Origin of the sequence: Clostridium sp. CM74B_53 (assembly GCF_036318045.1) — a bacterium.
GTDB lineage: Bacteria > Bacillota > Clostridia > Lachnospirales > Lachnospiraceae > Pilosibacter.
Genome location: NZ_JAWQDE010000019.1, coordinates 13,204 through 24,807, shown reverse-complemented (window position 1 = coordinate 24,807; position 11,604 = coordinate 13,204). Strand labels below are relative to the sequence as shown.

11 protein-coding genes and 1 tRNA gene are annotated in these 11,604 nt (G+C 49.9%); 10 read left to right on the top strand and 2 right to left on the bottom strand.

Annotated elements, in window-relative coordinates; translation table 11 throughout:
- Positions 1 to 29 precede the first annotated feature (29 nt).
- The 6 genes from deoD (at position 30) to V2546_RS13570 (ending at position 6,866) form a co-directional block, all read left to right on the top strand.
- A complete protein-coding gene (gene deoD, locus V2546_RS13595; RefSeq protein WP_329752607.1) occupies positions 30 to 743 on the top strand; it encodes a purine-nucleoside phosphorylase in 714 nt (237 codons plus the stop codon).
- A gap of 143 nt (positions 744 to 886) precedes the next feature.
- Entirely contained in the window at positions 887 to 1,972 is a 1,086-nt protein-coding gene (gene asd, locus V2546_RS13590; protein WP_118298162.1) for an aspartate-semialdehyde dehydrogenase, read from the top strand.
- Positions 1,973 to 2,025: 53 nt separating this feature from the next.
- Positions 2,026 to 3,075 (top strand): aldose epimerase family protein, encoded by a 1,050-nt coding sequence (locus V2546_RS13585; RefSeq protein WP_118532725.1) that lies wholly within the window; start codon positions 2,026 to 2,028, stop codon positions 3,073 to 3,075.
- 10 nt (positions 3,076 to 3,085) lie between these two features.
- Positions 3,086 to 4,018 carry a DMT family transporter gene (locus V2546_RS13580; protein WP_118532803.1) on the top strand — a complete coding sequence of 311 codons (933 nt, stop codon included), beginning with the start codon at positions 3,086 to 3,088 and terminating at the stop codon, positions 4,016 to 4,018.
- Positions 4,019 to 4,039: 21 nt separating this feature from the next.
- Positions 4,040 to 6,094, top strand: coding sequence for a DNA topoisomerase (locus V2546_RS13575; RefSeq protein ID WP_118532723.1), 2,055 nt, complete (start codon positions 4,040 to 4,042; stop codon positions 6,092 to 6,094).
- Between the two features lie 94 nt (positions 6,095 to 6,188).
- Positions 6,189 to 6,866 carry an acyltransferase gene (locus V2546_RS13570; protein ID WP_118532721.1) on the top strand — a complete coding sequence of 226 codons (678 nt, stop codon included), beginning with the start codon at positions 6,189 to 6,191 and terminating at the stop codon, positions 6,864 to 6,866.
- A gap of 274 nt (positions 6,867 to 7,140) precedes the next feature.
- Here the strand turns inward: V2546_RS13570 and upp are convergent, their stop codons facing one another.
- Both upp and V2546_RS13560 read right to left on the bottom strand, forming a co-directional pair.
- On the bottom strand, positions 7,141 to 7,770 hold the full coding sequence (gene upp / locus V2546_RS13565; RefSeq protein WP_117470249.1) for a uracil phosphoribosyltransferase: 630 nt from the start codon (positions 7,768 to 7,770) through the stop codon (positions 7,141 to 7,143).
- Between the two features lie 131 nt (positions 7,771 to 7,901).
- Entirely contained in the window at positions 7,902 to 8,765 is an 864-nt protein-coding gene (locus tag V2546_RS13560; RefSeq protein WP_118298166.1) for a hypothetical protein, read from the bottom strand.
- A gap of 305 nt (positions 8,766 to 9,070) precedes the next feature.
- Here V2546_RS13560 and V2546_RS13555 point away from each other — a divergent pair, with 305 nt between their 5' ends.
- From V2546_RS13555 to V2546_RS13540, 4 genes are all read left to right on the top strand, one after another.
- Positions 9,071 to 9,784, top strand: a complete 714-nt coding sequence (locus V2546_RS13555; protein WP_118298167.1) for an IMP cyclohydrolase — start codon at positions 9,071 to 9,073, stop codon at positions 9,782 to 9,784.
- Positions 9,785 to 9,810: 26 nt separating this feature from the next.
- Positions 9,811 to 10,989: a phosphoribosylaminoimidazolecarboxamide formyltransferase gene (locus tag V2546_RS13550; protein WP_329752606.1), complete on the top strand. Its 1,179-nt coding sequence runs from the start codon at positions 9,811 to 9,813 to the stop codon at positions 10,987 to 10,989.
- 72 nt (positions 10,990 to 11,061) lie between these two features.
- Positions 11,062 to 11,144, top strand: a tRNA-Leu gene (locus V2546_RS13545).
- Between the two features lie 103 nt (positions 11,145 to 11,247).
- Entirely contained in the window at positions 11,248 to 11,595 is a 348-nt protein-coding gene (locus V2546_RS13540) for an anti-sigma factor family protein (RefSeq protein ID WP_118532717.1), read from the top strand.
- Positions 11,596 to 11,604 lie beyond the last annotated feature (9 nt).

Here is an 11,604-nt window from a genome sequence, read left to right as displayed (position 1 = left end):
TAACATTCGATAAAAAAGGAGGAACTACCATGAACGTACCAACACCTCATATCGCAGCAAAAGAAGGCGAGATCGCACCTTCCATCTTACTTCCGGGCGATCCGCTCCGTGCAAAATTTATCGCTGAGAATTTCCTTGCAGGAGCAAGACAGTTTAATACCACAAGAAATATGTTCGGTTATACCGGATTTTACCGTGATAAACCTGTTTCCGTCATGGGAACGGGAATGGGATGCCCGTCGATCGGAATTTACACCCACGAGCTCATCGAGGGATACGGAGTAAAGAAACTGATCCGTGTAGGCACGACAGGAGCGATCTCCGAAGATGTTCATATCCGTGATCTCGTATTCGCCATGGGCGCGTGCACACAGACAAACTATGTGAAGGAATTCGGACTTCCGGGAGACTTCGCTCCGATCGCAGACTTTGGTCTTCTGATCAAGGCAGTCTTCAATGCGGAGCAGGAAAATCTTCCTTACCATGTAGGAAATGTCCTCACATCGGATCTTTTCTATGAGCCGGAAAAGAAAAAGCATGACGGACTCCAGTTCGCCGATATGGGAGTTCTCGCAGTGGAGATGGAGACAGCTGCTCTCTACGCGAACGCTGCCCTCGGAAAAGCGCGGGCACTCTCCATCTTGACCGTATCCGATTCCATGGTGACAGGAGAGAAGACGACCGCCGAGGAACGCGAGACTTCCTTTGCAGATATGATCCGCGTAGCGCTTGAGGTCATTTAATGCTTGCATTTTTTGTCATTTTGAGTTAGGATAGACATCAACACGAATGTTGCGTACATGGAGACATATGTCCGTGACGGGTGGAAAAATGGCAAGCCGTCAACTGAAGATGACTGTCAGGCAAAGATGAGGAGATATGTGTGATGGAAAAGAAACTTAGAGTTGGTATCCTTGGAGCAACAGGTATGGTAGGACAGAGATTTATCTCTCTCCTTGAAAACCACCCATGGTTTGAAGTGACGACCGTGGCTGCCAGCCCGCGTTCTGCAGGAAAGACATATGAGGAGGCTGTTGGAGGCCGTTGGAAAATGACGACTCCGATGCCGGAAAAAGTAAAAAATTTAGTCGTTATGAATGTAAACGACGTTGATGCCGTATCAAGGACCGTTGATTTCGTATTCAGCGCCGTTGATATGACAAAAGAAGAGATCCGTGCGATCGAGGAAGCTTACGCAAAGACAGAGACACCGGTTGTATCCAACAACAGCGCTCACCGCTGGACACCGGATGTTCCGATGGTGATCCCGGAGATCAACCCGGAGCACTTTGACGTGATCAAATTCCAGAAGCAGAGACTCGGCACAACACGCGGATTCATCGCGGTAAAACCGAACTGCTCGATCCAGAGCTACACTCCGGCCCTCAGTGCATGGAGAGAGTTTGAGCCGTATGAAGTAGTCGCTACTACATACCAGGCGATCTCCGGAGCAGGAAAGACCTTCAAGGACTGGCCTGAGATGGTCGAGAACGTGATCCCGTACATCGGCGGCGAGGAAGAGAAGAGCGAGCAGGAGCCGCTCAGGATCTGGGGCCACTTAGAGGGCGGCGTGATCGTAAAGGCAAAAGAGCCGGTGATCACATGCCAGTGCGTCCGTGTGCCGGTATTAAACGGTCATACAGCTGCTGTATTTGTAAAGTTCAGAAAGAAAGCATCTAAAGAACAGCTCATCGAAAAACTCGTAAACTTCAAGGGACTTCCGCAGGAGTTAGAGCTTCCGAGCGCACCGAAGCAGTTCATCCAGTACATGGAAGAGGACAATCGTCCGCAGGTTAAGCTGGATGTCGATTTCGAGAACGGAATGGGCGTATCCATCGGACGTTTAAGAGAAGATACCGTCTACGACTGGAAGTTCATCGGTCTGTCCCACAATACAGTCCGCGGCGCTGCAGGCGGAGCAGTCCTCTGCGCAGAGCTTCTCACAAAGCAGGGATATATCACAGCAAAATAAAAACAAGGGGCCCGCTTTTTCGCGGGCTCTTTTTACGCAGAGGAGGTATTATCATGTCAGTAACAAAAGAGCATTTTGGGGAGATGCCGGATGGAAGAGAAGTAAGCCTCTACACGATCAAAAATAAAAACGGGCTGATGGCATCCGTCACAGATCTGGGGGCTGTCTGGGTCCGCATGATCGTTCCGGACAAAAACGGGGTTATGGACGATGTGATGCTGGGGTTTGACGATGCTGCCGGTTATTTAAAGAACGGTCCGCACTTCGGTTCCGTCGTCGGTCGTATCGCAAACCGCACCGGAAAAGGAAGATTTTCCCTGAACGGGACCGAATACACACTGGCGATCAATAACGGTCCGAATAATCTCCACAGCGGTCTTGATTACTACGACGCAAGACTCTGGAATGCGAAGGAAGAGTCGGAAAACAGCGTCACTTTTACACTCTTAAGTCCGGACGGGGATCAGGGCTATCCGGGAAACGCCATCGTATCCGTCACCTACACGCTGACTGACGAGGATATGCTGACACTGACTTACCGCGTTCTTTCCGATGCGGATACGCCTGTGAACCTGACAAATCACGGATACTTTAACCTTCTTGGAAACAATGGCGGTTCTGTCCTGGAGCACCAGGCGCGGATCCTTGCCGATTTTTATACTCCGTCCGATGAGACGTCGATCCCGACCGGTGAGATTCTTCCGGTAAAGGGAACTCCGATGGACTTTACGGACTTTCATGTGATCGGAGAGCGGATCGATGAAGATTTCGACCAGCTTGTTCAGGGACATGGCTATGATCATAACTGGTGCCTCTCCCACGTCCGCGGTGATTTTGCCCTCTCCGCGCAGATCTTCTCCGAGGAAAGCGGAAGAGCCATGGATGTCTATACGGATCAGCCGGGGGTCCAGTTCTATACGGCAAACTGGCTGGAGCAGGGGAACGGAAAATCAGGTGCTTTCTACCATGCGAGAACTGCTTTCTGCTTTGAGACCCAGAACTTCCCGGATGCAGTCAACAAGCCTCATTTCCCGTCACCGATCGTAAAAGCTGGAAAAGAGTGGAAATCCGTGACAGGATACCATTTCTATATTCATGAGTAAAGGACCAAAAATGAAAAATTTAAATGAACGCAGCGTCAGGATCCTGGCATCACTGGGGCTGATCCTGACGACCATGATCTGGGGTTTTGCCTTCGTTGTGATGAAGAATTCCGTGGATCTGATCCCGCCGACGTATCTTCTGGCGATCCGTTTTTCCATGTCTGCGGTCCTGCTTGCCCTGTTATTTCATAAAAATCTGTTCGCAGCGGACCGCCAGACGATCCTCTGCGGCGCGATCCTGGGAATATTCCTCTGCCTGTCCTACCAGTTCCAGACTTACGGTCTGAAATACACGACGGCCAGCAAAAACGCCTTTATCACGACCCTGTATGTGATCATTGTACCGTTTTTCTACTGGATCGTCAGCAAAAAGAGACCGACAGGGCGAAATATCGCTGCAGCGTTTATCGCAGTCATCGGTCTCGCACTTTTATCTCTGCAGGGCGACCTCACGATCAATTTCGGAGATTTTCTGACACTGGTGTGCGGTCTGATGTTCGCAGTCCATATGGTATTTATCGACAAATTCACGGAGCACCATGATCCGATCGCACTGACCGTGATCCAGATCCTTGCGGCTGCCATCATCAACTGGATCTGTGCGCCGTTTCTCGACGGATCCTTTGATTTCGCGGTCCTGGCGAATCAGTCTCTGATCGTAGGCCTGCTGTACCTTGCAGTTTTCTCGACGACCGTATCGTATCTCTTACAGAATATCGGTCAGAAATATTTAAGCGCCTCCACATCGGCGATCCTTCTTTCCCTGGAATCTGTGTTTGGGACACTGTTTTCCGTGATCTTCTTAAAGGATGTGCTGACCGGAAAGATGTTAGTCGGATGCGCCCTGATGTTTGCGGCACTAATCCTGTCGGAGCTTCCGCAGAAGAAAAAAATAACGATCCTTTCATCCCGGAGAATTGCGGTCCGGGGTGGGAGAGAATAAGATAACTAGGAAAGAGGTTTCATGGGAAAAGCATTATTTATCGCCGAAAAACCGAGCGTTGCCCAGGAATTTGCGAAGGCCTTAAAGGTTTCCGGGAGAAAAGGAGACGGATATATCGAGTCCGATCAGGCGATCGTGACCTGGTGTGTCGGACATCTGGTGACCATGAGTTACCCGGATGCGTATGATCCGGCCCTGAAACGCTGGAGCATGGAAACTCTGCCGTTTCTTCCGAAAACATTCAAATACCAGGTGATCGACGATGTGAAGAAACAATTTACGATCGTGAGCGGGCTCTTAAACCGGGCGGACGTGGACACGATCTATGTCTGCACTGACTCCGGGCGTGAGGGAGAATATATCTACCGCCTGGTGGAGCAGATGGCAGGCGTAAAAGGAAAAAAACGCCGCCGTGTCTGGATCGACTCCCAGACGGAGGAGGAGATCCTGCGCGGAGTGAGAGAGGCGAAGGACCTCGCAGAGTATGACAATCTCGCGGCGTCCGCATATCTCAGGGCAAAAGAGGATTACCTCATGGGCATCAATTTTTCCAGGGTGCTCACCCTGAAATACGGTCCGTCCGTGGCGTCCTATCTCCGGGAAAAGCGGGCGGTGCTCTCTGTGGGACGCGTGATGACCTGCGTTCTCGGCATGGTCGTCCGCAGGGAACGGGAAATCCGTGAATTCGTAAAGACTCCGTTCTACCGCGTCATCGGCTCCTTCGATGTCCCAGATCACGAGACAGCAGTCATCGAGGCAGAGTGGAGAGCCGTGGAAGGTTCCCGGTATTTTGGAACACCGGCGCTCTACAAGGAGAATGGATTTAAGGAGAAAAAGACGGCGGAAGAGCTGATCCGGTTCCTGAGTGCCGATCCGATGGAGGGAACACTTCTCGCTTTGGACCGGAAAAAAGAGACGAAAAATCCGCCGCTCTTATACAATCTCGCCGAGATCCAGAACGATTGTTCAAAAATGTTCAAGATCAGTCCGGATGAGACTCTAAAGATCATTCAGGAACTCTACGAGAAAAAGCTGGTGACATACCCGAGAACCGATGCACGAGTCCTCTCCACCGCAGTATCGAAGGAGATCTATAAAAATATCGGCGGTCTCCGGAATTTTGCTCCTCTCGCGGATTTTGCCGCGAAGGCACTTGACAGCGGAACATGGAAGCAGATCGCGAAGACAAAATATGTGAATGATAAACAGATCACTGACCACTATGCGATCATCCCGACCGGTCAGGGATTCGGAGCGCTGCGAAGTCTGAATCCGCTGGCTGCAAAGGTGTATGAGCTGATCGGACGCCGGTTTTTGAGCATTTTTTATCCGCCGGCCGTCTACCAGAAGTTTTCCCTGCGGATCGAAAAACAGGGGGAACAGTTCTTTGCAGCCTACAAGGTCCTCGCGGAAGCGGGATATCTGGAAGTTGCGAATGTCCCGTCAAAAAAGAAGGCGGAAAGCAGCGGTAACAGCAAAGCGGAAAATTCCGGTGCGTCCCAGGATTCCCAGGCGGAGGAGCTGGATCCGGGTCATGATGAAAAAGCAAAGGATCTTCTTGCCATGCTCTCCGGGTTGAAAAAGGGACAGAAATTAAAGCTCCTAAAGCTTGAGATAAAAGAAGGCGAGACTTCCCCGCCAAAGCGCTATACGTCCGGTTCCATGATCCTTGCAATGGAAAACGCAGGTCAGCTCATCGAGGATGAAGATCTGCGCGCCCAGATCAAGGGAAGCGGGATCGGAACAAGCGCCACCCGCGCGGAGATCCTGAAAAAGCTGTTCAACATCAAATATCTGGCGTTGGCAAAGAAGACCCAGGTCATCACGCCGACACTCCTCGGAGAGATCGTCTTTGATGTCTGTCAGGCATCCATGAGGCAGCTCTTAAATCCGGAACTCACGGCGAGCTGGGAAAAAGGCCTGACGTATGTGGCGGAGGGAACGATCACGCCGGATGAATACATGGAAAAACTGGAGCGCTTTGTGACACTCCGGACAAACGGCGTCAAACAGACGAACAATGCCTATATGCTGCGCCCTTACTTTGACGCTGCGGCACAATTTTATAAAAAGTAGCAGGAACATGCCTGTAAAAAATGTGCTTTGGCACATTCTCGCGCCGGGTACGGTCGCTTGCGTCGTCTGATCAGACGGCAGATTGGAGAATGATATGAAAAAAGAAGAAACAAAAATCGTGGATCTCTATGATCTTTCCCACACCCAGGCTGCAGACTTCCTTCGCCAGTTCACCTATCCGTGGGAGGCACTGGCCCGTATCAAAGAGTTCATCCTTGAGCTTGGAAAGACACTCCCGGAGGATGAATATGAAAAGCGCGGAGAGACCGTCTGGGTCCACAAGTCTGCAAAGGTGATGCCGAGCGCATATCTCGGTGAGAATATCATCATCGGAAAGGACACGGAAGTTCGCCACTGTGCATTCCTTCGCGGAAATGCGTTGGTCGGAGAGGGCGCTGTTGTCGGAAACTCCACAGAACTCAAAAATGTGATCCTGTTCGATAAGGTGCAGGTTCCTCACTATAACTATGTGGGGGATTCGATCCTCGGATACCGCGCCCACATGGGAGCCGGTTCCATCACTTCAAACGTAAAGTCCGATAAACTGCTTGTCAAAGTCCATGCGGAGGACGGCGATATCGAGACCGGGATCAAGAAATTCGGCGCCATGCTCGGCGATTGCGTGGAAGTTGGATGCGGATCCGTCCTGAATCCCGGCACTGTGATCGGCAGAAACTGCAATATCTACCCGCTGTCCAGCGTCCGCGGATGTGTGGATGAGAACTCTATCTATAAAAAACAGGGCGAGATCGCAAAGAAAGTACAGGAATAACTGTTTTCTCTGAAAACAGATAAAAAGAACAAGTCCCGGCAAACAAGTGAAAACACGCTTCGCGAGTTTCCCCTTGTTATCGCAACAGTCGCCAAGGTCATGCGCAAGCGCAGACTTTGGCTCGTTGTTCGCGTAAATAAAAAAGGTAAAAGAAAAACCACGATGCCTGCCAAAAAACAGGTATCGTGGTTTTTGTCTTTTATCTGTTTAAAGCCTGGCATTCGCGATCTTCTCAGGAGAAAAGACCGGAATGTTCCGGATATTCACGGATCAATTACTTTGTTCCGAAGATACGGTCGCCAGCATCACCAAGACCCGGGCAGATGTACGCGTTCTCGTTTAATTCACGGTCGAGATGGCCGACATAGATCTGCACGTCCGGATGTGCCTCATGAAGCTTCTTTACTCCTTCCGGAGCGGCGATGATGCACATAAATTTGATGTGTTTTCCGCCGTGCTGCTTGATAAAGTCGATCGCAGCGACTGCGGAACCGCCGGTCGCGAGCATCGGATCTGTGACAACGATCGTTCTCTGCTCGATCGGATTCGGGAGTTTGCAGAAATATTCGTGCGGCTCATGAGTCTCCTCGTCGCGGTAGAGACCGATATGACCGATCTTTGCGGAAGGAACGAGGGAAAGGACACCGTTTACCATTCCAAGACCTGCGCGCAGGATCGGAACGATCGCAAGTTTCTTACCGGCAAGCATCGGAGTCATACAGGTCTCGATCGGAGTCTCGACCTCAACGTCCTCAAGCGGAAGATCGCGGAGTGCCTCATATCCCATCAGAGTTGCGATCTCCTCAACAAGAGTACGGAACTCATTTGTTCCTGTGGTCTTCTTTCTTAACATGGAGATCTTGTGCTGAACCAGCGGGTGGTCAATATACGTTACATTTTCCATTAATAGATACCAGCCTTTCTGTGATCTGCCAAAGCCTATAGACCGATTGGCAGATCATGTTTTTTCCTTCCCTTTATCATACCAAAACGCAGGATAGAAATCAACCGGATCGTTTCTCAGATCATCTATTGTTATTTTGTTTCCGGTGAATATTTTACAAGGGCATAATCACCCGCCGCATGGCTCACCGGAACGATCAGGTAGATATCTCCGTCTTTTTCGTAGGAAAACGCCTGTGGGAATGTCCCGTCCTTTACGGAAGTAAAATCACATTCTGCAAAAACCGTCTGCCAGAGTTCTTTTCCACTGGACTTGATGGAATCCTTTACTTCAGCTGCTGTGTCCGCCGGTTCTACCACCACAACGTTATCGGAAGAAAGATATTCCGCGATGGAATCCGCATCTGCATACGCAGTCAGACCGATTGGTGATCCTGTATTTAAGTTCACAGAGACGGCATAGCGCACATTTGACGGATGGGCTGTTTCTGCAACGTTTACCATTCCGTGGAATGTAAATACCGCCTTGTTTTTATCGAGGGATACCAGATCGCAGTTGATGGAAACCTCATCCTTTTCGGTGTCCAGTTCCCAGGCAGTGATGATCGAGGTCGCCTCTTTCTTTAAAAGCTCATTGACGGCCTGGGTCATGGATGCATCACGGAGATTGGAGAGGATCGGGTATTCGATGGAGACCTTTCCGGTCTTTTCGGTCGCGATCTTCGATTTCACGCTTAACGCGTCGGAGGCGTTGGAATCCTTTTGCGTCTCGACCTCAGAAGATCCGGCTTTTGAAGCATCAGTTTTTGAGGAGTCACTTTTTGAATTGTCTGCTGCCGGATCAGCCTTTGTTTCATTGGAAGTAGTTTCCGCCATGGTCTCCGCAGCGGACGTATGAATTCCAGAGATGTCCACAGCCTCGTGTTTTTTGCATGCGGTGATGGATAATGCGGCAAACATTGTTAAAGCGGCAAATTTATAAAGATTTTTTCTCATAAGAAGATCAGCTCCTTTTATCGTATTTTAATGCGGCACCGGAATAGGCGAATGGAAGAAAGCTTGTCCGGTACCAGGTTTATCTTTCTAAGACAGTTATATTATATCATGAAGACCTGCCTCTTGTACATGAACGCCACATTACGATTTTGTTAAATAAATGAAAGCATTTCATAAGGAAACGCCGGGATCGTTGATAAGTAATTTTAAATACTCAATCTGCAGGAAGTATGTTATCATAAAATTAAAACCCGTCGCCGGTACAAATTCCGGTGATCTTATACGAAAACAGGAGGAGTACTTCCATGAAGTTATTATCACTTTCAGAGGAGTTAAAAAACAATTCTTATCCGGGAAGAGGAATCGTGATCGGTAAATCAGCCGATGGAAAAACAGCTGTGACCGCATATTTTATCATGGGCAGAAGCAGCAACAGCCGCAACCGTGTCTTTGTGAAGGACGGTGAGGGGATCCGTACCCAGGCGTTTGATCCGTCAAAGCTCGAGGACCCGAGCCTCATTATCTACGCCCCGGTGCGCGTTCTCGGAAATAAGACCATCGTGACAAACGGCGACCAGACCGATACGATCTATGAGGGAATGGACCGCCAGCAGACCTTCGAGCAGTCCTTGCGCTGCCGCGAGTTTGAGCCGGACGGCCCGAACTACACTCCGCGCATCTCCGGAATCATGCACATTGAGAACGGGAACTACAATTTTGCAATGTCCATCTTAAAGAGCAGTGATGGAAACCCGGATAGCTGCAGCCGCTTTACATACGCATATGAGAAGCCATTAAGCGGTGAGGGACGTTTCATCCACACCTACATGAACGATGGAAATCCGCTTCCGAGCTTTGAGGGTGAGCCGAAACGCATTGCCATCGAGGGCGATATCGACAGCTTCACAAAGAATGTATGGGAGAGTCTGAATGAGGACAACAAGGTTTCCCTCTTTGTCAGATTCATTGATATCGAGACCGGAAAGTATGAGACAAGAATCGTAAATAAAAATCACTAGTCGTATCAAAAGGAGAAAAACAAATCATGAATGAAATGGAATTAAAATACGGATGCAACCCGAACCAGAAACCGTCCCGTGTATACATGGAAGACGGAAGTGATCTTCCGATCACAGTCTTAAACGGAAAACCGGGCTACATCAACCTTCTCGACGCGTTGAACGGCTGGCAGCTCGTTAAGGAATTAAAGGAAGCGACAGGTCTTCCGGCAGCTACTTCCTTCAAGCATGTTTCCCCGGCAGGTGCCGCAGTAGGTCTTCCGATGGATGCAGTTTTAAGAAAGATTTACTGGGTGGACGATCTCGGTGAGCTTTCCCCGCTTGCAAGTGCTTACGCGAGAGCAAGAGGCGCAGACCGTATGTCTTCCTTCGGAGATTTTATTTCCCTTTCCGATGTCTGCGATGTTGACACCGCAAAGCTTATCAAACGCGAGGTATCCGACGGCGTGATCGCTCCGGGATATGAACCGGAAGCTCTTGAGATCTTAAAACAGAAAAAGAATGGAAAATATAATGTGATCCAGATCGATCCGTCCTATGTTCCGGCTCCGATCGAGCACAAGCAGGTATTCGGCGTGACCTTCGAGCAGGGAAGAAATAACTTAAAGATCGACAAAGACCTTTTATCCAATGTTGTGACAGAAAACAAGGAGATCCCGGATTCCGCAAAGATCGACCTTATGATCTCCCTGATCACCTTAAAATACACCCAGTCCAACTCCGTCTGCTATGTAAAGGGCGGACAGGCGATCGGTATCGGCGCCGGCCAGCAGTCCCGTGTCCACTGCACACGCCTTGCAGGCCAGAAGGCGGACAACTGGTTCCTCCGCCAGGCACCGCAGGTATTAAATCTTCCGTTTATCGACAAGATCAAACGTGCGGACCGCGACAATGCGATCGACGTTTACATCGGAGACGAGTACATGGATGTTCTTGCTGACGGCGAATGGCAGAAAGTCTTCACGGAGAAGCCGCCGGTATTCACGAAAGAAGAGAAGCGCGCATGGCTCGACAAGATGCAGGATGTGGCTCTCGGATCTGACGCCTTCTTCCCGTTCGGCGACAATATCGAGCGCGCACACAAGAGCGGCGTAAAATATATCGCACAGCCGGGCGGATCTGTCCGTGACGACAATGTGATCGAAGTCTGCAATAAGTACGGAATGGCGATGGCATTCACAGGCATCCGTCTGTTCCATCACTAAAACTGCTTGCAATTTTCATGTTCTTATGATAAACTTATATGCGGCTGTTGAAATATACAGCCGCGAAGATATGCCGGCGTGGCGGAATGGCAGACGCATCAGACTCAAAATCTGACGGGGGTAACTTCGTGCCGGTTCAAGTCCGGCCGCCGGCAGAAACGAAAAGACATGACTCTCATTAGATGGTCGTGTCTTTTTGCGTTTACGCGGACAATGAACCGGGATCCGCGTATATTCAGGCTGAAAGGAGTGTGTTCCATGACCTGTATGGAAGCAGAAAAGATGGTAGTTCCGTATATGAAGGACGAACTGTCCCCGACGGAGCTGGAAGATTTCCTGGACCATATCAAAACGTGTGAAAACTGCAGGGAAGAACTGGAGATCCACTACATGGTGGATGTGGGGTTAAAAAAGCTGGATGAAGCGGATGGAACATATGACATCGTGGGGGATCTGAAACGAAAGGTAGCGGAATCCTACCGGTCCCTGCGCCATATCTCCACATTCCAGATCGCATCCTACGCGATCTCGACTCTGTGCGGAATGGCACTCATCGTCATGATCCTTTTGCAGCTCCGCATCTGGACAACGATGGGATATCTATAGATTTTAGAG

Excerpts from the sequence above, each read along its gene's own strand:
- V2546_RS13555 (WP_118298167.1), top strand. The coding sequence starts at position 9,071 with ATGAAGTTATTATCACTTTCAGAGGAGTTAAAAAACAATTCTTATCCG.
- V2546_RS13585 (WP_118532725.1), top strand. The coding sequence starts at position 2,026 with ATGTCAGTAACAAAAGAGCATTTTGGGGAGATGCCGGATGGAAGAGAA.
- V2546_RS13575 (WP_118532723.1), top strand. The coding sequence starts at position 4,040 with ATGGGAAAAGCATTATTTATCGCCGAAAAACCGAGCGTTGCCCAGGAA.
- V2546_RS13560 (WP_118298166.1), bottom strand. The coding sequence starts at position 8,765 with ATGAGAAAAAATCTTTATAAATTTGCCGCTTTAACAATGTTTGCCGCA.
- V2546_RS13540 (WP_118532717.1), top strand. The coding sequence starts at position 11,248 with ATGACCTGTATGGAAGCAGAAAAGATGGTAGTTCCGTATATGAAGGAC.
- V2546_RS13580 (WP_118532803.1), top strand. The coding sequence starts at position 3,086 with ATGAAAAATTTAAATGAACGCAGCGTCAGGATCCTGGCATCACTGGGG.
- asd (WP_118298162.1), top strand. The coding sequence starts at position 887 with ATGGAAAAGAAACTTAGAGTTGGTATCCTTGGAGCAACAGGTATGGTA.
- V2546_RS13550 (WP_329752606.1), top strand. The coding sequence starts at position 9,811 with ATGAATGAAATGGAATTAAAATACGGATGCAACCCGAACCAGAAACCG.
- V2546_RS13570 (WP_118532721.1), top strand. The coding sequence starts at position 6,189 with ATGAAAAAAGAAGAAACAAAAATCGTGGATCTCTATGATCTTTCCCAC.
- deoD (WP_329752607.1), top strand. The coding sequence starts at position 30 with ATGAACGTACCAACACCTCATATCGCAGCAAAAGAAGGCGAGATCGCA.
- upp (WP_117470249.1), bottom strand. The coding sequence starts at position 7,770 with ATGGAAAATGTAACGTATATTGACCACCCGCTGGTTCAGCACAAGATC.